This is a genomic window from Dyadobacter sp. (assembly GCF_039919315.1).
Taxonomy (GTDB): domain Bacteria; phylum Bacteroidota; class Bacteroidia; order Cytophagales; family Spirosomataceae; genus Dyadobacter.
Genome location: NZ_JBDSFX010000070.1, coordinates 34176 through 58493, shown reverse-complemented (window position 1 = coordinate 58493; position 24318 = coordinate 34176). Strand labels below are relative to the sequence as shown.

Here is a 24318-nt window from a genome sequence, read left to right as displayed (position 1 = left end):
CTCCTAACATGCAAATTTCTATATGCCACTATTAGTTGAACTCAATACTTTCAACACTGACTCCGGTAATCTTACAGTTTTCGAAAAGATTATTCCCGGCACTATAAAGCGTGTTTTTTATATCTATGGAGCTGGTGAAACTCAACGCGGCGGACACAGGCACCATAAGACCTGGAACGCGCTGATTTGTATCCATGGAAGTTGCCGTATATACTCCAACGACGGGCAAAAAGAAGAGTATTTTTTGTTAGACAGTCCGACTTCCTGCCTGATCCTCGAACCAAAAGACTGGCATATCATGGATTCTTTCTCAGAAGACGCCATCCTTCTTGTACTTTCCAATGAATATTACGACCAGGCGGATTACATTGACGAACCTTACCTACAGAAACAGACCGTATCTCAATGATCCCTTTTTTGGATTTAAATCAGGTAAACGCTCCTTATCTCGAAGCCGTTGAAGAAGCCTGCACGCGCGTAATCCGGTCGGGTTGGTACATTCTTGGGAATGAGTTAAGGGTTTTTGAGCAAGCATTTGCCAATTATTGTGAAGCGGAATATTGCGTAGGAGTCGCCAATGGGCTCGATGCTATTACCTTGATATTGAAGGCGTTCGAATTTCCGGAGGGCAGTGAAGTGATCGTTCCGGCCAATACTTACATTGCGTCCGTATTGCCCGTAAGCTATCTTCATTTAAAACCCGTTTTTGTTGAGCCGGATCCTTTTACCCTGCTGATCGACCCGGATCGGATAGAAGAAAAGATTACAGATCGCACGAAGGCGATCATTACAGTCGATCTTTATGGTAGGAGCTGCGAAATGGACGCGATCATGTTGCTCGCTTCAAAATACAACCTGAGGGTGGTCACTGATGCGGCACAATCGCACGGAGCCATTTACAACGGAAGAAAAACAGGTAGCATAGCCGATGCGACTGCATTCAGCTTTTATCCTACCAAAAATCTCGGAGCCTTAGGTGACGCAGGAGCAGTAACGACCAGGAATGCGGAATTGGCTGAAAAAATCAGATATTTGAGAAACTATGGTTCACTGGTACGTTACAAGAATGACTACCAGGGTGTTAATAGCAGGTTGGACGAGATGCAGGCAGCCATATTGAATGTAAAGCTCCCGTTTCTCGACATTGAAAACAGACGGAGAAGACAGATAGCCGGACGCTATTTAGCAGAAATCAATGTTAAAGATGTAGTCCTGCCTCCTCATGACCGCATTAACCAGGACGCCTGGCACCTGTTCGTGATCAGGCACCCACGACGTGGCGAACTGGCTGATTATCTGGAATCCAATGGCGTGCAAACCAATATACATTACCCATTACCCATTCATAAGCAGCAGGCGTACGAAGAGTTCGGTCATCTGCACTTGCCGGTTACCGAGCAGATACACCGGGAAGTAGTCAGTCTGCCATTGAATGTTGTGCTGAGCGATGACGAAGTTTCATACATCATCCAAACGATTAATCAATTCGATTATCAGACATGAAGTTATCTGTCATTATCCCGGTCTACAATAGTGAGAAGACCATTACGGCTTTGGTTGAAAAACTACAGACAACTTTATCTGCGATAGAATTTGAAATTGTGATGGTCAATGATGGCAGTCGGGACGATTCGGAGCGGGTGTGCAGGCAATTAGCGCAAATGTATCTGAATGTACGGTTTATCTCATTGCGAAGGAATTATGGGGAGTTTAATGCAGTGATGTGCGGGCTGAACTGGGCCCACGGCGACTATTCTGTTATGATCGACGATGACTTTCAGAATCCGCCAGAAGAAATCCTGAAATTGATAAATACCGCTGAAAACGGTGATTTTGATGTTGTTTACACTTACTATGCCAAAAAACAGCATTCGGTAGGGCGAAATCTGGGCAGCAGGTTCGTGAACTGGCTCACCAGCTACCTGCTTAACAAACCAAAAGATCTGTACCTGTCAAGCTTCAAGCTGATCCGCAAGGAAGTAGTGCAGGAGATCATCAAGTACCAGGGGCCTTACCCATACATTGATGGCTTGATTTTCCGGATTACCCGCAACATTGGGACAGTTCAGGTGGAGCATCTCAAAAGGGAAGAGGGAATTTCAAATTATACGTGGCAAAAGCTTATTTCGTTGTTTCTCAACATATTATTTTGCTATTCATCCTTGCCCATCCGTCTTTTCATGCCGATAGGGCTCGGCTTATTTGGGCTGGGATTTTTATTATTAATGTTCCTTACCTTTCAATGGGTTATCGGTCCTGATCCCAAAGGCTGGCAGGTTGTGACAGCAGCATTTATCTTTATAGGGGGAATTCAATGCACGCTTCTGAGCGTTCTTGGTGAGTATATTGGCAAGAGTTTTATGGCCCAGAGCGGCCAGCCCCAGTATGTGATCAAATATAATAGCGGGAAGATGTCATGATTACAAACAAGCTGGAATATCAGCGGATGTACGAAACGGAGCAGAAACTCTGGTGGTACCTCGTGCTGCATGGGAAGGTTTTGAAGCAGATCAGGAAACATTTCAATGCTGATAACCGGGAAGTGAGGATATTGGACGCTGCCTGTGGAACTGGCGGGCTTTTGTCCTTTTTGAGAGAACGCGGTTATACCAACCTTTTCGGGTTTGATTATTCACAGCACGCCATCGATTTTTCTTCCGAACGAGGTCTGTTGATTGGTTTTGGCGATCTCAGAAATGTTGTTGCATTCCGCCCGGGAGAAACTTTCGACGTAATTTGCTGTAATGACGCATTGTATTTTCTGACGGATGAGGAAATTATAAAAGCGCTGAATGCTTTCAGACAAAGGCTCAATCCAAATGGTATTCTGATAGTTAACATTCACGCATTTGAAGCCTTTTCCGGCACGCATGACCTGGCTGTCGGTAGTTCGAGAAGATTTGAATTGAAACAATTTGAAGTTTATTCCCGGGCGGCGGGACTGGAAATGAGTTTTAACACCTATTGGCCTTTCGTGCTCTCCCTGCCGATATTGTTAGTGAGACAATGGCAGAAATACCAGATCCGGCATGAGAAAGTGCAGGTGCATGAGGTAGATTCTGATGTGAAATTCCCAGGCGATACGATCAATAAAATACTGAAAGGGATCACCAAAGCAGAGTCGTGGCTCTTCCGAAAAGCCCCTTTTGGAAGTTCGTTGTTTATGACAATGAAACAGTCATAGACTCCCGCAATGCAATATGATCTCACTTTTTGGAGAAACCGGAGCTATTAACCTGCTCAAATAGCTCCTTTGCCTTACCAATGCCGCTTTCGCCGTTGATGGCAAAGTACCAGAAAGCTTCTAGATCACCGCGATGCATGGCCTGGTTCATATCGCCGCTTTGCGACTTATGGGCGGCTTTTACCCAATCGGCTACGATCATATAACTGTGTTTTTTGTCTTCGCCAAAACCATAGGTACGGTCAAATTCAAAGATAGGAGCGTTCGCAAGAATTGCGGTTTCAGGGTAACCGTCCAGCTGAGTGAATTTGAAGGTATAACCTTTGCTTTGTGATTGTCCGCCCAAAACGATCGGTTTTTTTGCTCCTTTGAAACGCTGAACTGCACGTATAGCGCTGATAGATGCAGTTTTGTGGTGTGCATGCTGTCCTTCCCCGGGTACGAGGCAGAACACAAAATCATAATTGCCTTTGGCCAGAATCTGGTCAAGACGTCGCTCTACGTAGCTGATATCCCAGTTTTTGCCTTGCAGATAAGGTTTTTCATCCTTGTTATAATAGTCATCAAGCTGGTCGAGGAAAAAGAAGTTACCAATTCCCAGAACTTCCCCGGAAGCCATCAATTCCTTTTTTCGGATCAAAGGCAAATGTTTTCTTCCAACGACAGAATCGACCAGGTTCATACCATAATAGCTGGAAGCTACTAGTCCATTGTAGCCTCCTGAGGCGTCTGTAATGAGTGCGAGATCGGCGGATCCTTTCAATTCGTGGGTGATTTTAAAAATCGTCACCGGGAACATTGTTTCGTCATCGGGATGTGCGGTAACGATCAGTACGCGCGGGCTTTGGGCCAATGCGCCGAATGTGAGCAGCGAAAAAAATAGCAGATAAAATCTTTTCATGCGGACGATTTCTGAATGTGAGGTGTTATAAAGTTATCAATTCCTGCTGCCAAATCAAGCCGCATGAATTTCGATCAGGTAAATATCACCAAATTGTATTTGAATTATATATTTATGGATTTACAGCTTAACGGAAAGACAGCATTTATCAGCGGTTCAACACAGGGAATTGGATTTGCGATCGCTTATAATTTATTGAAAGAAGGGGCCAATGCGGTTGTCAACGGGAGATCGGACAGCAAAGTAGCGGAAACAGTAGCCAAATTGAGTGAGACATTTCCGGATGGTCATGTGTCCGGAATTGCAGCCGATTTTTCAAAAGTGGAAGAGGTAAACAGTTTGCTGGAAAAGCTGCCACAAGTGGATATTTTGGTCAACAATGCAGGAATATTTGAGCCTAAGGCATTTACGGAGATTACAGACGAAGACTGGTTCAGGTTTTTTGAAGTGAATGTATTGAGCGGAGTGCGTTTGTCGCGCCATTACTTTCCGGGAATGCTTGAAAGGAACTGGGGTCGAGTCATATTTATTTCGAGTGAATCGGCGGTGAACATTCCGGAGGAGATGATCCATTACGGAACGACCAAAACTGCTCAATTGGCTGTTAGCAGGGGATTATCGGAGTTAACCAAAGGCACTAATGTGACAGTTAATGCTGTTTTGCCCGGACCTACGAAATCGGAGGGTGTGCAGGAATTTGTACGTCAGCTCGGCGAATCGAATCAGGTAAGCGCCGAAGCAGCGGAAAAGGATTTCTTCAAAACCGCCAGGCCAACTTCATTGCTGCAACGTTTTGCGTCGGTAGAGGAAATTGCCAACCTGGTCACCTACATTGCCAGCCCGCTTTCGTCAGGTACCAATGGTTCGGCGCTCAAAGTAGACGGAGGCGTCGCGAAGTTTATTTTATAGTAAATGAATTGCGTACCAGCGGAATGAGTTAAGTAATCAGAAATGGTCAAAGTTTGGCAGAATTGAAATTTAAATCCGATTTTGGAACAATCGTTCTGAAATAATTGTCTGATAATCATGGCACGTAATAAAGCATTTGAACCGGAAGAAAAGTTGGAGAAGGCAAAAGATCTTTTCTGGCAAAAAGGGTATAACGCTACTTCCATGCAGGACCTTGTCGAAACGATGGGCTTGAACAGGGGAAGTATTTACGATACTTACGGCGATAAGCATACTTTGTTCCTGCAATGTCTGAGGAGTTACGCTGACAGTACTTTTGAGGATTATCAAAGAACAGTGGAAGAGGCAAAGTCGCCGATCAAGGCTGTTGAGAAAATTATCAAGAGGGCAGCGCTTCGGACTATTGCGGAAGGGAGAACGTGTATGGGGGTTAAGTCAGCCTTTGAGCTGGCTTCCGTTGATGAAGAGGTGCATGCCATATTAAAAGAAAATACCACCAACATCGTAACCGTCCTGAAAGAGTTGCTGAAAAAGGCGCAAAAGGCAGGAGAGGTAAGTGCAAAACGTGACCCGGCAGTATTGGCGAATTTTATTGTCTCCAATTTTACGGGATTCTGGCAGTCTTACCTGGTGTACGGTGACCCGGAATTGTTGCAGCGGCAGGCAGAGTTCCTGGTTAAATCAATTAAAAAATAGGTTTTATTCAGTTATAGAATAGTCATTCTGTAATTGGCAATGATCACAGATATGTCAGGGTTAATTAAAGCAAATATTAAAAAATCGGGTATAGTAAAAATCTACAAGCAAGGAGGCCCCTCAGTACTCGGTTATGAAAAAGAAACGATCGGTGAACCCGGTCTGGGGCAGGTTAGGATAAGGCAAGAGGCCATTGGACTCAATTTTGTAGACACTTATTTCAGAGATGGCAGGTTTCCTGTCAAGTCATTTCCCTATGTACCGGGCGTGGAGGCGGCAGGTGTTATTGAAGCAGTAGGGCCTTGGGTTACGGAGTTTAAGACCGGCGACCGGGTGGGCTATCATTTCATTCCGGGTGCGTATGCCGAGGAGCGGATCGTATCGACGAATCAGCTGATCCACATTCCGGACGACGTTACATTTGAGGAGACTGCGGCGATTCTCGTAAAAGGCTTCACGGCGCGCATGCTTGTCAAATCGATTCATGCTGTCTCCGAAGGAGATACGATTCTCGTGCATGCGGCGGCTGGTGGCGTTGGCTCGCTGGTAACCAAATGGGCGAAGGCGTTGGGCGCTACCGTGATCGGTACGGTGGGCTCAGAGGAAAAGAAGGCAATTGCGCTTGCCAATGGTGTTGATTATGTATTTCTCGCCGAATGCGACGGATTTGTAAATTCGGTTAACGACATTACCGGCGGGAAAGGTGTAGATGTGGTTTACGACGGCGTAGGCAGGGATACATTCACACATTCCATCGACCTCATACGTAAAGGTGGGAAGATCGTGCTTTATGGCTCATCCTCAGGCCAGCCCGAAAATATTGACCACGCTGCATTAAGAAGGAAGTCGATAAATCTGGTAACTCCGGCATTAAGTGCTTATATTCCGGATTACGAAACACTGAAACTTTTTGCCGAAGATACTTTTGCCGCCATTCAGGAAGGGATTTTTGGAAAGTTGGCGATCACCCGTTACCCATTGTCCAAGGCAAATGAAGCGCAGGCAGATTTGGAAGCAAGAAAAACGACAGGTTCCGTGATTTTGATACCCTAGCATTTGCAGAGCGCCAAATTTTCCATTATGTCCAAAATATTGATCCAGTTTGCACACCCCACATTAAGCAAATCCAATGTCCAGAAAACATTGGAAACGCATGGCCGGAATGTAAAAGGAGTCACTTTTAATGATCTGTACGAACATTACCCCGACCTCTACATTGATGTAAAACGTGAGCAACAGCTTCTTTTACAGCATGATGTTATTATTTTTCAGCATCCATTCTACTGGTATAGCAGTCCGCCGATACTCAAACAATGGCAAGATCTGGTATTGGAATATAACTGGGCATATGGCCCGGAAGGGAATGCATTGGCAGGAAAAAAGATCTTTAATGTACTTTCCTGCGGCGGCGGAAAAGAAGCCTATAAAGAAACAGGCTATAACCGGTTTCCGGTGAACCAGTTTTTGCTCCCATTCAATCAGACTGCGCATTTGTGTAAAATGCAGTACATGCCGCCTTTCGTAATCCATGAGACTTATACCATTAGTGAGGAAGAACTTGAATTTTACGGACAGCAATATGCGTCCATCTTAAAGGCTTTGGTAAAAGACGAAATAGCCCCGCACGATTACCAGCACGTCGAATATCTCAACGAACTCCATCAATAATTTACCCCCTTTCTGATGCAACAAACTGTATTTTTTCAAGCCATGATCTACTTGGCCGCGGCCGTTATCATGGTTCCAATTGCCAAAAAACTGGGGTTGGGTTCTGTGCTGGGGTACCTTGTGGCCGGAATTGCCATTGGCCCTGCCGGACTCGAATTCATTGGTCTGGAAGGACAGGATATCATGCATTTCGCGGAGTTCGGGGTGGTCATGATGCTCTTTGTCATTGGATTGGAACTGGAACCTTCGCGTTTATGGCGGATGCGTAAAAGTATTGCCGGGCTGGGCGGATTACAGGTAGGCGTTACCAGCTTGGTCATTGCTGGCCTGGCTATGGCTTTCAAATTGGATTGGAGGGAATCACTCGCATTGGGCATGATCGCTGCTATGTCCTCCACGGCCATTGTCATGCAGACATTGAATGAAAAAGGTTGGTTAAAAACGGTCGCAGGGCAAAGCTCATTTGCAGTACTGCTGTTTCAAGACCTTGCGATTATTCCAATGCTCGCATTGTTTCCCTTGCTGGCAGATCATCAAGGTGTGCAGGAAACGCACGGAACGGGATCATTGGTAAGCGCATTTCCTGCGTGGCAGCAGGCGATCATCGTTCTTCTATCGGTCGCTATCGTCGTGATTACAGGCAAATACCTGCTCCGGCCTGTTTTCAGACTTATGGCGCGGACAGGAATGCGCGAAATGTTTACGGCTACCGCTTTGCTGCTGGTGGTTGGCATTGCAGTTCTGATGACTTCGGTGGGGTTGAGTCCCGCATTAGGCGCTTTCGTAGCGGGAGTTGTGCTTGCAAACAGTGAGTACCGGCACGAACTGGAAAGTTCTATTGATCCATTTAAAGGGTTGCTGCTCGGACTGTTTTTTATCTCGGTGGGGTCGTCCATTGATTTTCAACTCATTGTTTCAAAGCCTTTTCTGATCATTGGTCTCGTGGTGGGGCTGATGGGTTTCAAAATGGTGATCCTGTTTGTTTTGGGTAAAATATTCAAGGTCAGGAATGCTCAGAATTCTATATTCAGTATTGGTCTTAGTCAAATTGGAGAGTTTGCTTTTGTACTGCTCAGTTTCTCTGCGCAGCAAGGCGTATTGACCAAAGACATTACGGATACCATGATGGCGGTCGTCGCGATCAGTATGGCGCTAACACCTTTGGCTATGATGATCAATGAAAAACTGATCCTTCCCAGGTTATGCACTGTGGGATCGGGGATGGAGGTTCAAAAAGTGAGTGACATCGAGGAGCAGGACAATCCGGTCATCATTGCAGGTTATGGACACTTCGGCAATACGATAGGAAGGTTTTTGAGGGCTAACAATGTGGAAGCGACAGTACTCGACAATGACAGCGATAATGTTGACTTTCTGCGGCGTATGGGGTTGAAAGTTTATTATGGGGACGCTACCCGGTACGAGCTGTTGGACATTGCCGGAGCAGGGAAGGCACAAATGATCATTATTGCGATCAGCGATGAGGAAAAGCGTCTTGAATTGATTGAAACAGTCAAAAAGCATTTCCCTAACCTCCATATACTCGTGCGGTCCACGAATCGTAATGATGCATATGATCTGATGAATGCAGGGATCATGCACATTTACCGGGAAACGTTCGACACGAGTTTGCGGCTTGGCATTGATGCCTTAAAACTGCTAGGACACCGGGCACATGAGGCTACAAGGTCCGCAAAGACGTTTTTTATTCATGACGAACGAACGCTCAAGCATCTTTCCAGCATACGCAATGACGATGAATATGTTACCGCGGTGAGACAGCACATTGAAGAACTGGAAATTATCATGCGCGCTGACCAGGAGGCAGTTAATTTACGATCGCTTGGAGGCTGGGACCGGAAATCCGAGAATTCCGATTACCATACCACCTAGGCTCGCGAGGAGACCGTAAATGAGTGGCGGGTATTCGGTTTTGATGGATACGCAAATGATCCACGTGACTAAGCCCAGCACCATGGATATGATGCAACCTTGTTCATTGGTCTGTTTCCAGTAAATACCTGCCGCGAGTGGCACAAAAAGTGAAACAAGGCTGAATGCAGAAGATTCGGCAACAAGGTCGAAAATACTTTCGCGGGTCACAGCCAGGGTAATGCAAATGGCCGTGATAGCGATGATACCTATGCGAATGATTTTCAGTAATTGTTGATCAGTCAACTTCGGATTGAAAAACTTGAAGATATTTTCTCCCAAAACCACCGCCGGTGCCATAATCGCGCTGCTCGTCGTGCTCAGAATAGCGGAGACCAGCGCTCCGAAAAATATGATCTGAAGTGGCAAATTCATATGCTGCAGCACCATGTTTGGAATGATCATCTGACCATCTTTGTCCGACTCAGGGTAAAGATGATGACCGCATAACCCGATAAAAAGTGGGAGTAGCGCAACCGTCAGATACATAAGGGAAGAAAGTAATGTTGCCTTCACCGAAACATCCGCTGACTTGGCGGACATTACCCTCTGAAAAACATCCTGCTGCGGAATGGAGCCCAGGCCTATGGTGATCCAGGCTGCGAAATACTCGACGGATGCTTTAAATGTAAAATCAGGGTAAAAGCGGAAAAATCCTTTCGGCGCGGCTTCGATCAGCGGCGTAAAACCACCTACTTTTTCATATAAAACCGCAGATACCACGAGCAGGCCGACAATGATCATAATGGTTTGTACAAAATCCGTGATGGAAATGGACCACATACCACCCCAGATTGTATATAGGATCACGACCAGCGAACTCGACAGAATGCAATAGGTTAAAGACCAGCCTAATACCACTTTGAGAACAATCCCCATCGCCAATAATTGTGCGGCGATCCAGCTGAAATAGGAAGGGATAATGAGGATCGCGGATATCAGTTCGGCGTAACGTCCATAGCGTATCCTGAAAAAATCACAGAACGTGATGATATTCATTTTGTAAAACCGCCGGGCGAAGAAAAGTCCGACCAACAGCAGACATAATGACGCACCGAAAGGATCTTCCATAACGCCCAGTAAGCCATTTTCAACGAATTCGGTAGGCGCTCCCATAATGGTTTCGGAGCCAAACCAGGTCGCAAATGTGGCGGACGCAGCCAGGACAAGGGGAAGCCGTCGGCCAGCTAATACAAAATCCTGAGTTGTTGAGATCCTTTTGGAGGCCCAGAGGCCGACCCCAAGATTGGCCAGTAAATAGACGAGAATGGAAAATGCAAGCATCAATAATTGGCTTTATAAATTATCAAATCGCTTTAATGATTCTTTTTGTAAAAACCGGGTATAGATAGCAGCTCCTTTTTGATTCAGATGATGGGGATCAAATAAATTTTCCGGTTTGAAAAATTCATTCAATTGTTGATCCGCCGGCAAACGGATCAGATTTTCTTCCGGTAAGTATGGCGCTACCTGCGACAGGACCAAATATTCAACTTTCGTCAGGCTATTCGGATAAAAGAGAATAACCTGTTTCCCGGCGTGATTTGCCTGTCCGATGATTCGGTTAATCTTGGAAATATAATAAGTATTTGGCTTTGCTACCCGAAGTTGCGCCAACATTTGTTGGGTAGCGACCTTATTGCTCATGATGCGGTCATTGGACTGAGAAAGTGCCACTGCGACCGACTGATGACCATTATCCTGCAAGTCAGGCTTTCCTTCAACGGGGTCGGAAACGGGACTTATCATTTTTTTGATGGTTGTGATCTCAGGAGCTATTGAAAACATCTGAAATAATGTGGTGTTAAGGCCCTGAAAAAAACTTTCTGCCTTATCATTGGCTTTGATGTTGGAACTGGCCGCCATTACATTTGTCCTGAAAACAGCATCCTGAATAACATCGACGGGTTTTAAAGCTACGGTGCTGTAATCCAGCGCGCTAAGTTCGATGTAAATGGTTTTAACCGCCGGGTCATTCGCAATAAGGTTCTCCGCAAGTTTAAACGAAACCTGGGGTGATATGCTGAATATTCCAAAGTTATAACTGCGGGTTTGATGATGATTTAACGAATCGAAAAGCGTAGGATCAATTCCATAAAGTGTGCGGCTGGTACCGATGAATACGGTATTGGGTTTGAATGCTTTACAAAGCTTTTCTCTGGCATCGATATCCCGCCTGGGGTCGGTGTAAAATTGCGCAATGATCAGTACCGTGATCATTTTGAAGACAATGATCAATACGAGCCATTTCGTAATTTTTAGAATCATTTTCACGCTCGTCAGAACTGGATATAGTAAAAATTGGCAACAGTCGTCCTCCCAAATATCAGTACAAGCTGGACCAGAAGCAGCATGGAAAGTCTTCGCCCAATTGCAGGTCTTTTGAGCAGATAGGAAGCGATATCTTCTTTTTCACCCATTTTGTAATTAAAAATATCCATGACTACGAACAGCGTAATGGATAACATGAAGCTGGGCGTGATCAATGATGCTGCGCCGGATGTAATGCCAAACATGCTGCTGTACAGTTTTACTCCGCTGCTCAGTTCCGCGGCACGAAACCATCCCATGATCAATGTGCCAGTGAGAAGCCTCACCACGACGCGCCACAGATAATGTACCTGAGAGCCAATGGTGAAGCCTAGCGAGACGTAAAACTTCTGCCAGAATTGCTTCGTCCGCATTTCAAAATTGATATAAGCCCATTGCAGTGAGCCCCAGATCACAAACGACCAGCTTGGCCCATGCCACAAACCAGTGATAATGAACGTAAGCAAACGGTTAAATTCAAGGCGTTTGGTGTTGGTAACCCCTTTGCTAATGTTGAAAAATATGTAATCCCGGAACCAGGATGTGACTGTAATATTCCAGGAAGTCCACGATTCGGTGCGCGACGGGGTGAAATAGTAGCGGTTTGAAAAGTTTTTGCTGAGCTTTATTCCGAGCAATCTGGCAGATCCCGTCGCAATGTCGCAATAGCCCGAAAAGTCGCAATAAAGCTGAACGGAAAAAAGCAGAATGGCGAGCGTTACCGAAAAGCCGGTATACTTGCCGGGCTCGTCAAATACGGGATTCGTGATATCCGCGAACCTGGCTGCAAGTACCACTTTTTTGAATAACCCCCAGATTATAAAGTAGATACCAGCTTTAATATTTTCCTCCTGATAGGCGACCGGATTTCGGAGTTGGGGAACGAGTTGTCGTGTGCGTTCGAGCGGACCTGCGAGTAATGTTGGGAAAAAACCGAGATAAAGTGCCAGGTAACCCAGGTGATTTTCAGGCTTGATGTATCGCCGATGCACATCGGTAAGGTATCCGATAATCAGGAAAGTGTAGTATGAAATGCCAATGGGAGCCAGCCAGTTGAGTGCCACCGGCGACATTGAATTATTGATAGGAACCAGGTATTTAAAAAAAAGGAGTGGCAGCAGGCAAATGGTTATCGAAATGATGAGCAGCATTTTGCGCTGTTTTTTGGAATAGGCCTGATTGCCCAGATACTTACCTGCGACGTAACAGATCCCAACGAGGATTAGCCAGACGGGTAGATATTTCCCACTCCAGCTGGCATTGAACAGGGTACTGAGCACAAGTAGGAAAATCCACTTTTTACCGTCCGGGACTTTGTAATACACCGGAACAATAAGGAATTGTAGCAGGAAGTACGAAAAATCAGTGAACTTGATCATCATGCTTTATTTTAAAAGCACGGGCAAGCTTTTGTAGCCTCTGAAAAAGACTTTGGTATCCCATTCACCTGTCTTTTCAGGGTTGAGACGAATGTTGGGGAATGCGGTCATAAAGCTTGGTAGGAATTTCTGCATCTCGAAACGGGACAGCCGGGCACCCAGGCAATGGTGGATACCAAATCCAAAACCGATGTGTGGATTGGGTTTCCGGGTTGGTATAAACGTTTCGGGGTCTTGAAAAACAGTGGGGTCTCGATTGGCGGAAGCAATGCCGACCAGTACCGTTTTGCCTTTTTTTAGCTGCAGTCCTTCAAATTCCATATCGTCGTTGATCTGTCGGGGAATCCAGTTGACGGGGCTGACGTAACGTATCAATTCTTCCACTGCAATCGCGCAATCATTATGGGTATTCCAGTTAATTTCATGGTCGCGATTTTCAATTAATGTTGCAATGCTTCTCGTTAGGAGTAAAGAGGTTGTCTCCGTTGCGGCGTTGATGAGAAACTCCCAGGTACCGATGAGCTGCCGGGCTCGCTCGCTGCCCATTATTTCTCTCATTTCCAGTAAGAGCGTATCGGTCAGTTCACTTTCCTGCCTGTCCAATGTCTTTGATAGGTAGCTGTGAAACTGTCTGGACATGTCGGCGCACTCTAATAAATCATTGATAGTGAGTGTTTTCTCGAATATTAATGTGATAACGTAGGAGAATTTCTGAATAAAATCATAATCGGCACGATCCAGATCAATGATTCTGCTAATGACCAAAAAACTGAACCGTCTCGCAATCTCTACCAGATCAGCTTCCTGCTGATCCTTGTACGTATCCAGAATTTCACTGACTGCTTCCAGGGTAATTTTTTCATAATTGGCCGCGTAGAATTTTTGGTTTACAAAACGTCTGTGTTCCGCATGCTTTTCACCGTTCATGAATAGCAGCCAATGACTGAGACTTTCACCAAATTCCTGTAAACCAGGGTCATTTTTTGCGATAGCCGATACGATCCGGAATCTTTCAGAAAAATCGAAATTTTTGAAATTTACGGAATCAGCAAAGATTTTTTTAACATTGCCGTAGTCCATCACGACCAGATCGCCAAACATATTGAAATGAACAGGATCTGATTTTCTTATATGACCGATCAGTTTAGAATAGTTGCTACTAATCTCTTTTTCGGAAGACCAAATGGCCGTGACAGACATAGAGGAAATTTTGGTTGAGTTCTACTTCATCCAAGAAAAAAAACGGCTATTTATACTTCCTGATTTTCAATAATCCATTGAGTGGTTGCAGCAATAGTACCCATTTCCCAGAAAAGGGAAGGATTGAGCTCCATCCCAATCCACTCTTCCAGCTCCGAGGTAATGCTGACGAGTAGCAGCGAATCGAGTCGAAAATTGACGATATCAGTGTCCAGAGCGACTTCTGATGGATCGAGTTCAGCATGTTCGGAAATCCGTTCGACTATCCAGTCGGAAATTTCATTAAAGTTTTTAGTCATCAATTAATTGATTCAGTGGGAGAGGTATTTATTAGTTATCGTGAAATTAGTATCAAACTTCTTGCTTTAAAAGCAAAAATACATTTATGTAACTATGCGGCAACTACAATTTACCATTCGGCAAAAACTTCCCGCGCTTTTAATCTCTGAATTTTGCCGCTGGAAGTCTTGGGAAGCTTGCCTGCCTGTATCAGAACGACTTTGTGTGGTATCAGCCCAAAAGCAAGTCCTACGCTATGTGCCACGCGGGTTTTGATGGATTCCATGTTTTCATCCTGCTGCACTGCACGCCGTATCTCGGTCACTATCATTAATGCTTCTCCCTGCGCCGTTTCCACTGAGAATGCAGCGGTCGCATTAGGTTGAATGTCCTCATGGCATTCACTTACAATTTCTTCAATGTCCTGAGGATAATAGTTTACACCCCTGATGATAATTAACTCTTTGGTCCTTCCGGTGATGAAAAGCTTACCATCTTCCATAAATCCCAGGTCGCCTGTCCTCAGAAACGGACCTTCTCCACAATCGGTGAACGCTTTGAAAATCCGGTTAGTTTCCTCTTCGTTTTTCCAGTAACCTAGGGCAACGGCTTTATTTTTAACCCATATTTCCCCGATCTGGGAGTCTTCCAAAATAGTTTTCTGCTCAGGCTCCACAATGCGAACTTCCGTATGTTCTACGGGAGGGCCGCAGGCAACTACCTCCTTAGAATCCATACCGGGGATTTTTGCAAACAACATCGGTGTACCATTCAAATGCAGGCTGACGGCCAGCGTAGCTTCCGCCAATCCGTAGGCCGGAACAAGGCTGGCCCTTTTGAAACCGGTAGCTCGCATTGCGTCCACAAATCTTTCCAATGTCGAGATCCGGATTGGTTCTGCGCCTACATACAGTACGCGCAGGCTGCTGAGATCTAATGTCGCCAGCTGTTCTGCGGGTATGCGGGCCACGCAATGATCCAGTCCGAAACCCGGGCCACCGCAAAAGCCGGCCTGGTACTTGCTGATCGCTTGAAGCAGTAAAAAGGGCTTTGTAATGAATAAAAGGGGAGAAATCGCTATGCCCGTTCCGCCGGTATAAATGGGCGACAACAGACCGTCCACCAACCCCATATCGTGGTAATGTGGCAACCAGGTAACGGATACGTCCGCCGCAGTACGCCCGAAACAATTATTGATCGCACTGAGGTTGGCTACCAGATTGGAATGGCTCACCATGACGCCTTTGGGGCGGCTTGTTGAGCCGGAAGTATATTGAAGATAGGCAGGTTGGGTATCGTCTGCTTTTCTCTCTGTTATTTCAATAGGAATGGTTTCGGGAGAAAAGTCATCCGTAAAAAACCAGTCGATATGCTCATCCTGCAATGCTTTTGATGCCTCATTTTGCCTCTGAAAAAGCATTTTATGCGTTTTTTTGTTTGTAATAATGGCCGAAGCAGCACAATCACTGATAATGTTCAGGATACGGGTAATACCGGATTCCGAATAGCCGATCGGGCAAGGTACCGCTACGAGTTCGGCCCGTAAAGAAGCCAGAAAGAAACGGATAAAAGAAGCTTCGGTTGGTAGCAAGATAATGACCCGGGCATTCGGCCCGTACCTGGCTTTGAGTTGCCAGGAAGCCGCCCATACTTCGTCATTTAGTTGCTGATAATGAAGTTGTTCGGTTAGTTCGCCTTCTTTGCCGATGAATCCGTAAGCTAACTTATCCGGATATAGTTTTGCATTCGACTCCAGTATTTCAAGTACATCCATAAAAGCAAAAATAAAAGAAAAGGTGACAAGCGAAGATTTATCTCTCCGCTTATCACCTTTTTATTCTTAAATGCTGCTCTATTTATCTTCTGGGGCCTCTGCTACGTGCATTGTTGCCGTAGTGATTTCCGCTTCTGTACTGCTTTCTGTATGCCCGGTCGTTGTATCGGCTAGGTCTGTAACGATCAGCATGGATTACCCTCGGATGCGACGGCCTTACGACCACGACTCTTGGAGGTGGTACACGATGGTACCGGTAGCCGGGGCTGTATCCGTAACCGGGGTTATATCCATAATCATATCCGGGGCCCGCAGATCTGTATGTGCAGGAAGAAATGCTTACTGCTGCAATAACTGTAACGATAATTGACAGCAAAATTCTATTTGTTCTCACGGTATCAGTTCATTTTGTACTAATTATAAAACGAATGTACTGGGTTAAAAGTGCCTGTGACCAGGTTTGATAGGGGAGGCAATCAACATTTAGAATAAGTTATCCACAGGGTGAATTGCCTATAAATGTTCTTTAATGGCTTGAAAATGCAGTTTTAGAAGGTTGTTAACAGGTTATCCACACATGCATTGTGGATAACCTGTTAACAAATATTCGCTTTTGTTTATGCCTCTACATCGTAGATCAGCACTCGCTCCCAAAGGTGCGCGCAGTCTGCAACGAACTTCGTGTGAAGCGGGTGTACCTGATACACATCGTGCCCTGCTTCGTCGGCAAACACGAGAATTTCTGCAAAATCATACGTAGCATCAATCACCGGCCGACGTGTAGCAGCGGGCGGTCCGATGTAAACGGATTCAATGGATTCTATCGCTTCAAGTGATTTGATTCCTGCCAGCAACGCTTGTCTTGCTTCTTCGTTATCTTTTTCTTTTAGCCAAAAAAATACGTTATGTACAAACATGAATAATGGTTTATGGAGTTAAAAATGTATTATGGATTCAATTGAGATGCCGGCTCTTGCGGACCATTTTCATTTACAAGGCTGATATATGCCTTTTCTAACTTAAATGAGAATGTTGTTCCTTTCTCAGGCTTCGACATGACCGCGATTTTGGTATCGTGTGCATTCAGAATGTGCTTCACGATGGCAAGGCCAAGTCCGGTACCGCCAATGTCCTTGCTCCGGCTTTTATCGACCCGGTAAAAACGTTCGAATATACGGTTCAAATGTTCATAAGGTATACCCGGCCCATTATCACGAACCGCGATTTCCACATATTTTTTGCCTTCATTGAAATGGACGATCACTTTTCCACCCTCGTTTCCGTATTTGATGGCGTTTTCAATCAGGTTCAGCATTACCTGTTCCAGCCGGTCGGCGTCCGCTTTCACCCACACCTCGGGAAGGTCGTCGGGTTTCACTTTCAGGCTCACGTTTCTGTCCAGTGCAATGTTTTCCAGCCGGCTGAAAATATTCATGGTTAACAGACGGATATCGATCGGCGCAATGCTCATCTTAATATCACCAGTTTCCATCTGAGAAAGTACCAGCAAGTCTTTAACCAGTACGTCCAGACTGTCCAGATTCCTGGCCGCTTTCAAAAGGAAGCGTTCTCTTACATTTTCATCATCCATCGCACCGTCGAGCAAGGTGTGGATAAATCCTTGTGCCGCAAAAATCGGCGTTTTGAATTCGTGGGAAACATCCGCCAGAAATTCGCGGCGGAAGAGTTCCAGTTTTTTCAGTTCGTCGATCTCCTTTTGTTTTTTGGTAACATACACGAAGATCTCATCATTGATCGTCTTCAACGGGTTAGACTCCCGGATCAGCTTTTTCCGCGGAGCGAGGTTGAAATCCTTCATTTTCAGCTTATGAATGGTCCGGTACATTTTATTGACCTCACGAAAAACCAAGATATCAACCGTGTACAGTACCAGAAAGAACGAAGTGATAAAGCAGGAAATGGCCGTAACGAAGAGCATGCCTTTGGATACCCCTTCCACAAAGGCCAGAAAAGAAGTGGTGATCAGCGATATTAGAAATGCCAGTATGATGGCAATGAAACGCGGGCTTAATGACATGGTGGCATTACGAAAGGATTTTGGCTGATTAGCAAACCGTTAGTCAGCAAAATTTAATATTAAAAACGACTATACTTTAAAACTATAAAGTTAATAATTCTGATTTTAACAAAACCCTATTTCACGCTCTGCCCCCATTTATTAATTAATTGTTAATGTAGCGCTTACCCGAAAATGCGTCAATGAAAAGGCAGCTCCCGATCCGGAAAGCTGCCTTTGGTAAATAGGAGTTTTGTGTTTAGAAACCGCCGCGGTACTTGTAAGTGCTCGATACTTTGTCAATAGCGACAATGTAAGCTGCGATCCGAAGCGATACCTTATATTTTAATGATGTTTCATACACTTTGTCGAAGGAATCCTTCATAATACGGTCGGTGCGTCGGTTAATGCGTTCCAGCGTCCATTTGTACCCGATCCGGTTCTGCACCCATTCGAAATACGAAACGGTAACCCCGCCGGCGTTGGCAAGGATATCGGGGACGACCATAATGCCTTTTTCATTGATGATATCGTCCGCTTTGGAGGAAGTAGGGCCATTGGCACCTTCTACGATCATTCTGGCTTGAATTCCGGAGACATTCTTACGGGTAATCACGTCCTCTTTCGCAGCAGGAACCAACACATCTACCGGCAATGTCAGCAGATCGTCGCCTGGAATCAATTCGGCGCCGCCGTAACCTTCCAGCGAGCCTTTGTTGCGCTCACGATAAGCTACCGCATCGGCGACATCAATTCCTTTGTCGTTGTAATATGCTCCTGAAATATCGCTGATCGCGTGAATAGATACGCCGCGTTCGCGTAGCAGCAGCGCTGCGTAAGAACCAACATTGCCAAAACCCTGCACAACCGCAGTGGCGCGATAAGGATTGATTCGTAATTTCTCCATACCTGCCAGCGCGGATACCATTACACCACGGCCCGTTGCTTCTGTACGCCCGAGAGAGCCGCCTAGCACCAGCGGTTTGCCTGTTACCACGGCCGGTATCGTCATTCCTTTGGATTTGGAATATTCATCCATCAGCCAGGCCATTTCTCTGGGGCCGGTACCCATGTCCGGTGCTGGAATATCCTGGTCGGGGCCGAAAACATCGAGTAATGCTGTAGTGTAAGCCCGCATCAGCCTCTCCATTTCGCCTGCCGACATTTCCCTCGGATTACAAGCTACACCACCTTTGGCGCCGCCGTAGGGGATATCCACCACAGCGCATTTCCAGGTCATCCAGGCGGCAAGTGCCCTTACTTCGTCGAGGTTCACATCGGGATCGAAGCGGATACCTCCTTTACTGGGGCCGAGAATAGTAGAATGTATAACCCGGTAACCTTCGAAAGTCCTGATCTGTCCCGAATCCATGGTAACTGGCAGTCCGACAATCACTTGCTTACGCGGTACTTTTAATATGTGGTACATTTCTTCCGAAATTCCAAGGAGGTCTACTGCCTTATCAAATCTTTGCATCATTGACTCCAGGGGATTTTCTTTATCCTTGATTGGAGCCGGCTCTATATATGACATTCTTGATTTATTAAACGATTGATAATAAGTTAGTTAATGAATATAATCTTATTTCTAATACAAACATACGGTATTTGTTTAAATAAAAGCAAAAAACTAAAATATCTTGAAATAGTATAAAAAACACTGGAACATAGAATGTTTCAGTGTTGGTATAAAACTTAAAATTATGGTAATGTTTTATGGAGTTAACCCAAATTATTTAAAGGGTTTCCGGGCAAAACTGAAATGGTAAAAAATAAAAAAAGGAGGCATAATTTATGCCTCCTTTCAAATATTCCTAAATGGGTGTTATGCCATTTCCATCTTACCGGAATTACGTTTACGATCGTTTTCTTCCAGATATATCTTCCGCATACGCATGCTTTGCGGCGTTACTTCAAGGTATTCGTCTTTCTGGATATACTCCATTGATTCTTCCAGAGAGAAGTTGATCTTCGGAGCGATTCTTAAACCGTCATCTGTACCAGAAGCACGCATGTTGGTCAGTTTCTTAGCTTCCTGCAAGTTCACAACAATATCGTTCGGGCGGTTGTGCTCTCCGATAACTTGTCCACCGTAGATTTCATCACCTGGCTCTACGAAGAAACGTCCGCGATCCTGCAATTTGTCAATAGTGTAACCTGTTGCAGGTCCTGTATTTTTAGAAATGATAGAACCACTGATACGTCCAGGGATTGGTCCGCGGAATGTACCGAATTCTTTAAAGCGGTGCGTCATTACAGCTTCACCTTGGGTCGAAGTCAATACATTGGAACGAAGACCGATCAAACCCCTTGAAGGAATCAGGAATTCAAGGTGTTGCAAATCTCCCTTTGGCTCCATAACCAGCAATTCACCTTTACGTTGCGTTGCCAATTCGATTACTTTACCAGCAGTTGATTCTGGTACGTCTACTACCAATGTTTCGATTGGTTCAAGACGTTCGCCTTTTTCATCTTCTTTGAAAAGAACCTGAGGCTGACCTAGCTGCAATTCGTAACCTTCACGACGCATTGTTTCGATCAATACTGACAAGTGAAGGATACCACGTCCGAAAACAAGAAATTTATCTTCTGTATCAGTAGCTTCTACGCGAAGTGCAAGGTTCTTCTCAGTTTCTTTCATCAAACGGTCACGAAGGTGACGTGATGTAACAAACTTGCCTTCTTTACCGAAGAATGGGGAGTTATTGATCGTGAAGAGCATGTTCATAGTAGGCTCATCAACCGCGATACGGGTAATTGCTTCTGGATTTTCAAGATCAGCCAATGTATCACCGATTTCGAAATCTTCGATACCAGTCACTGCGCAGATATCACCCGCAGAAACTTCGGCAACCTTTACTCTTCCAAGACCTTCAAATGTCTGAAGTTCTTTTACTTTCACCTTTTTGATCACACCGTCAGCTTTGCAAAGAGACAATGTAGATCCTTCTTTGATTGTTCCTCTTTTCACACGACCGATGGCGATACGGCCAACGAATGCATTGTAGTCAAGAGAAGTGATTTGCATTTGTAAAGTACCTTCTTCGATAACCGGTTCAGGGATCGAAGCAATGATGGTATCAAGCAGGAATGTAATATTATCAGTTGGGTGTTGCCAATCCGGCCCCATCCAGCCTTGTTTTGATGAACCATAAACGGTCGTGAAGTCAAGCTGATCTTCAGTAGCGCCCAGGTTGAACATCAAATCAAAAACGTTTTCCTGAACTTCTTCAGGACGGCAGTTTTCTTTATCTACTTTATTTACAACAACGATAGGTTTCAAACCCAAATCAATGGCTTTGCCCAATACGAAGCGCGTCTGAGGCATAGGTCCTTCAAATGCATCGACCAGCAATAATACGCCATCCGCCATTTTAAGTACGCGTTCCACTTCACCACCAAAGTCTGCGTGACCAGGAGTATCGATTACATTGATTTTATAATCTTTGTAACGAACGGATACGTTTTTAGAGGTAATGGTAATACCACGTTCCCGTTCAAGGTCATTGTTATCAAGAATAAGGTCATCAAACTCCTGGTTATCGCGAAATAACTTTGAAGCGTGAATGATTTTGTCAACCAATGTAGTTTTACCGTGGTCAACGTGCGCAATGATTGCGATGTTACGAATGGCTTGCATTGTTTTATAGATCAATTGTTTACGGATCTCAATAAGCAGAATGGTTTTACTAGACTGATCACCGCTGTGCTTTGTTTCGACTTAACTTTAGTCAAATAGGGTGCAAATGTACGAGTTTTTAGCTGAATAACAGTATTTTACAATTAATTTATTGTTAACATGCGAAAAACGAACTTTAAGCCAGGAGAAGTGCAAAAAGTGAAGAAAATTATTGGATAGTTGCAATTTCAGGATTTGAGATGTAGTATAGGTTTTCAGGGTCAAAATCAACCCCATTGTTCCAGGTTAATGTGCCGTAGGAGTCGAGTTGAACAGACTTGAAATAATCTTTATCCGCCAGACGACTAATCAGTCCGTCATTTATATTTTTATACTTTTCAACAATACCTCGAAGATCCACAACTTTCACCTCGTCTGTATTAAAGAGGCAAGAGACGGTGTAATTCTCGACAGAAATTATTTCCTTAATATAGTGTAGCATAATAATTTATTTCAACGGTTCGATCCTGTTCCAAGATTTGAGATCCTTTCCTAGATTCTTGAAATTTTCCAGTAGCTCTTCTTTATGTAACACCGCCTAGGCTTGCACAAGTTTCAATTGCTTCGAGGGTAGACAACCTTCAATCAATTCTGCATGGAAATGAGGTGGGTTGTGATCATCAAAGAACATTTTAATAACGATTCCAAGGAAACGGCTTACTTATGGCATAAAAGTGTGTGTTATTATTTGATTCAAATATACAAAGTTTCAAGCCAAGTAGATGACGGAGTTGGCATTAGCCGCATCCTTTGCTTTCTTTGTAAGAACTGAAATATCATTACAACTTCACTATGAATAAAAACTTGCTGACTTGTTTATTCCTGTCAATTACGACTTTGTCTTTTGCACAGGACGAAGTGACTAAATATGCTGATAGTATTACACCGGAAGACCTGAAAAAGCATTTGGTGATCATCGCTTCGGATAGCCTGGAAGGAAGAGATACCGGCTCGCCGGGCCAGAAAAAAGCAGCTGAATATGTTTCGAAATACTACAAGGAATATGGTTTAATGCCTGTTGCAGCGGCTGCCGATGGTGGCAAAAGTTTTTTACAAAAGTACAGCCTGTACAAGCGCGGCTGGGGTGAAGTTTATCTAAAAGCCGACGGCAAAAAGTATGAGTTCAACAAGGACTTTTATGTCAGCGGAGTTTTAAATATTCCACAGGAAATCACGGCGGATGTCGTTTCTGTAGGGTATGGTATTGAGGAATCGGCATACAATGATTATGCGAATGTGAATGTGAAGGATAAGGCTATTGTGATTTTTGAAGGAGAGCCAGTGGATGCGAATGGTAAGTATTTGCTGAGTAGCGGCACCGAAAAAACGAAATGGAGCGGACCAGTTTCGTGGCAGGTTAAAGCCAAACTGGCGCTGGAAAAGGGCGCGAAATATGTGTTTATCATTACGGATAAAACCGGGGAGGATCTGGATAAAGAAATTCGTCAGCGCGCAGTAATGGCGAGGAGATTCAGTGCACCAACATTGAAACCGGTTCAGGAAAGTCCGGATAATGTCGCTGCCTTTGTGGTATCGGCTGATCTGGCTGCGAAGATCCTAAATACGTCTTCTTCCAAGTTGACAAAAAGCAAAACGACCATTGATCAATCGGGTAAGCCGCTATCGAAGGCTTTCGAGGGGAAAGTAGCTTTGAAGGCAGAAAGAATCAGTGAAACCATTGAAACTGAAAATGTGGCTGCATTCATGGAGGGAACGGACAAGAAAGACGAGGTACTGGTCATTAGTGCCCACCTCGATCACATTGGTATTTCGCCAAACGGAGAAATTAATAATGGTGCCGATGACGATGGTTCGGGAACCGTTTCTTTGCTTGAAATTGCTCAGGCATTCAGCAAAGCCAAAGCAGAAGGCAAAGGTCCAAGAAGAAGCATTCTGTTCCTGAATGTGACTGGCGAGGAAAAAGGACTGTTCGGATCAGAGTACTATTCGGAAAATCCGTTGCTGCCGCTCAAAAACACCATTGCTGACCTCAACATTGATATGATTGGTCGTATCGACGAGGCGCATAAGGACGATCCAAAATACGTGTATTTGATCGGTTCCGACAAATTGTCGTCGAAGCTGCATACCATCAGCGAGGAGGCGAATAAGAAGTATGTGAATTTCAAGCTGGATTACACATTCAATGATCCCAATGATCCGAACCGTTTTTACTATCGTTCGGACCATTACAATTTTGCCAAAACAGGGGTGCCCGTTATTTTTTACTTCACAGGCGTGCATGAAGACTACCACAAGCCTGGCGACGATGTGGAGAAGATTTTGTTTGACAAGCAATCCCAAATCGTGAAACTGGTGTTTTACACGGCTTGGGAATTGGTCAATCGTGACGAGCGGATTGAAGTAGACAGCCATAAAGAGTAATCACC

At 44.8% G+C, this 24318-nt stretch carries 23 protein-coding genes and 1 pseudogene; 10 read left to right on the top strand and 14 right to left on the bottom strand.

Features of this window, described 5'->3' with window-relative positions:
• Nucleotides 1-22: 22 nt before the first annotated feature.
• From ABIO93_RS19495 to ABIO93_RS19480, 4 genes are read left to right on the top strand one after another with little or no spacing between them, the layout of a single operon-like run.
• Nucleotides 23-409, top strand: coding sequence for an FdtA/QdtA family cupin domain-containing protein (locus ABIO93_RS19495; protein ID WP_348070690.1), 387 nt, complete (start codon nt 23-25; stop codon nt 407-409).
• Nucleotides 406-1503: a DegT/DnrJ/EryC1/StrS family aminotransferase gene (locus ABIO93_RS19490; RefSeq protein WP_348070688.1), complete on the top strand. Its 1098-nt coding sequence runs from the start codon at nt 406-408 to the stop codon at nt 1501-1503. Before ABIO93_RS19495 ends, ABIO93_RS19490 begins: the two co-directional genes overlap by 4 nt.
• On the top strand, nt 1500-2420 hold the full coding sequence (locus ABIO93_RS19485) for a glycosyltransferase family 2 protein (RefSeq protein WP_348070686.1): 921 nt from the start codon (nt 1500-1502) through the stop codon (nt 2418-2420). Before ABIO93_RS19490 ends, ABIO93_RS19485 begins: the two co-directional genes overlap by 4 nt.
• On the top strand, nt 2417-3184 hold the full coding sequence (locus ABIO93_RS19480; RefSeq protein WP_348070684.1) for a class I SAM-dependent methyltransferase: 768 nt from the start codon (nt 2417-2419) through the stop codon (nt 3182-3184). Before ABIO93_RS19485 ends, ABIO93_RS19480 begins: the two co-directional genes overlap by 4 nt.
• Nucleotides 3185-3206: 22 nt before the next feature.
• Here the strand turns inward: ABIO93_RS19480 and ABIO93_RS19475 are convergent, their stop codons facing one another.
• Nucleotides 3207-4085: a PIG-L family deacetylase gene (locus tag ABIO93_RS19475; RefSeq protein ID WP_348070682.1), complete on the bottom strand. Its 879-nt coding sequence runs from the start codon at nt 4083-4085 to the stop codon at nt 3207-3209.
• Nucleotides 4086-4199: 114 nt separating this feature from the next.
• Here ABIO93_RS19475 and ABIO93_RS19470 point away from each other — a divergent pair, with 114 nt between their 5' ends.
• The 5 genes from ABIO93_RS19470 (at nt 4200) to ABIO93_RS19450 (ending at nt 9251) form a co-directional block, all read left to right on the top strand.
• Nucleotides 4200-4994: an SDR family oxidoreductase gene (locus ABIO93_RS19470; protein ID WP_348070680.1), complete on the top strand. Its 795-nt coding sequence runs from the start codon at nt 4200-4202 to the stop codon at nt 4992-4994.
• A gap of 117 nt (nt 4995-5111) precedes the next feature.
• On the top strand, nt 5112-5690 hold the full coding sequence (locus ABIO93_RS19465; protein ID WP_348070678.1) for a TetR/AcrR family transcriptional regulator: 579 nt from the start codon (nt 5112-5114) through the stop codon (nt 5688-5690).
• A 51-nt stretch (nt 5691-5741) separates the two neighbouring features.
• Nucleotides 5742-6743, top strand: coding sequence for a quinone oxidoreductase (locus ABIO93_RS19460; RefSeq protein WP_348070676.1), 1002 nt, complete (start codon nt 5742-5744; stop codon nt 6741-6743).
• Nucleotides 6744-6770: 27 nt separating this feature from the next.
• Nucleotides 6771-7358: an NAD(P)H-dependent oxidoreductase gene (locus ABIO93_RS19455; RefSeq protein WP_348070674.1), complete on the top strand. Its 588-nt coding sequence runs from the start codon at nt 6771-6773 to the stop codon at nt 7356-7358.
• A gap of 42 nt (nt 7359-7400) precedes the next feature.
• Nucleotides 7401-9251, top strand: coding sequence for a monovalent cation:proton antiporter-2 (CPA2) family protein (locus ABIO93_RS19450; protein ID WP_348070672.1), 1851 nt, complete (start codon nt 7401-7403; stop codon nt 9249-9251).
• On the opposite strand, the gene ABIO93_RS19445 is transcribed toward ABIO93_RS19450, so the two are convergent.
• The 13 genes and pseudogenes from ABIO93_RS19445 to ABIO93_RS19385 form a co-directional block, all read right to left on the bottom strand.
• Nucleotides 9192-10574, bottom strand: coding sequence for a sodium:solute symporter family protein (locus ABIO93_RS19445; protein WP_348070670.1), 1383 nt, complete (start codon nt 10572-10574; stop codon nt 9192-9194). The two genes, ABIO93_RS19450 and ABIO93_RS19445, sit on opposite strands and share 60 nt — an antisense overlap.
• Before the next feature lie 12 nt (nt 10575-10586).
• Complete coding sequence (locus ABIO93_RS19440) at nt 10587-11558, bottom strand: hypothetical protein (protein ID WP_348070668.1); 972 nt, start codon at nt 11556-11558, stop codon at nt 10587-10589.
• Nucleotides 11559-11569: 11 nt separating this feature from the next.
• Complete coding sequence (locus ABIO93_RS19435) at nt 11570-12982, bottom strand: MBOAT family O-acyltransferase (protein WP_348070666.1); 1413 nt, start codon at nt 12980-12982, stop codon at nt 11570-11572.
• Between the two features lie 3 nt (nt 12983-12985).
• Nucleotides 12986-14179, bottom strand: coding sequence for a cytochrome P450 (locus ABIO93_RS19430; protein ID WP_348070664.1), 1194 nt, complete (start codon nt 14177-14179; stop codon nt 12986-12988).
• A gap of 50 nt (nt 14180-14229) precedes the next feature.
• On the bottom strand, nt 14230-14478 hold the full coding sequence (locus ABIO93_RS19425; RefSeq protein WP_348070662.1) for an acyl carrier protein: 249 nt from the start codon (nt 14476-14478) through the stop codon (nt 14230-14232).
• A 110-nt stretch (nt 14479-14588) separates the two neighbouring features.
• Nucleotides 14589-16232: a fatty acyl-AMP ligase gene (locus ABIO93_RS19420; RefSeq protein ID WP_348070660.1), complete on the bottom strand. Its 1644-nt coding sequence runs from the start codon at nt 16230-16232 to the stop codon at nt 14589-14591.
• A gap of 82 nt (nt 16233-16314) precedes the next feature.
• Nucleotides 16315-16626: a hypothetical protein gene (locus tag ABIO93_RS19415; protein WP_348070658.1), complete on the bottom strand. Its 312-nt coding sequence runs from the start codon at nt 16624-16626 to the stop codon at nt 16315-16317.
• Between the two features lie 223 nt (nt 16627-16849).
• Nucleotides 16850-17149, bottom strand: coding sequence for a Dabb family protein (locus tag ABIO93_RS19410; RefSeq protein WP_348070656.1), 300 nt, complete (start codon nt 17147-17149; stop codon nt 16850-16852).
• Between the two features lie 29 nt (nt 17150-17178).
• Nucleotides 17179-18270 carry an ATP-binding protein gene (locus ABIO93_RS19405; RefSeq protein ID WP_348070654.1) on the bottom strand — a complete coding sequence of 364 codons (1092 nt, stop codon included), beginning with the start codon at nt 18268-18270 and terminating at the stop codon, nt 17179-17181.
• A gap of 238 nt (nt 18271-18508) precedes the next feature.
• Nucleotides 18509-19783 carry a Glu/Leu/Phe/Val dehydrogenase gene (locus ABIO93_RS19400; RefSeq protein ID WP_348070652.1) on the bottom strand — a complete coding sequence of 425 codons (1275 nt, stop codon included), beginning with the start codon at nt 19781-19783 and terminating at the stop codon, nt 18509-18511.
• Nucleotides 19784-20074: 291 nt separating this feature from the next.
• Nucleotides 20075-21889 (bottom strand): translational GTPase TypA, encoded by a 1815-nt coding sequence (gene typA / locus ABIO93_RS19395; protein WP_348070650.1) that lies wholly within the window; start codon nt 21887-21889, stop codon nt 20075-20077.
• A 208-nt stretch (nt 21890-22097) separates the two neighbouring features.
• Nucleotides 22098-22370, bottom strand: a complete 273-nt coding sequence (locus ABIO93_RS19390; RefSeq protein WP_348070648.1) for a DUF2442 domain-containing protein — start codon at nt 22368-22370, stop codon at nt 22098-22100.
• Between the two features lie 96 nt (nt 22371-22466).
• Nucleotides 22467-22572 (bottom strand): annotated as a pseudogene (locus ABIO93_RS19385) (DUF4160 domain-containing protein); the annotation flags it as partial.
• A 148-nt stretch (nt 22573-22720) separates the two neighbouring features.
• Here ABIO93_RS19385 and ABIO93_RS19380 point away from each other — a divergent pair.
• Entirely contained in the window at nt 22721-24313 is a 1593-nt protein-coding gene (locus ABIO93_RS19380; protein WP_348070646.1) for a M28 family peptidase, read from the top strand.
• Nucleotides 24314-24318 lie beyond the last annotated feature (5 nt).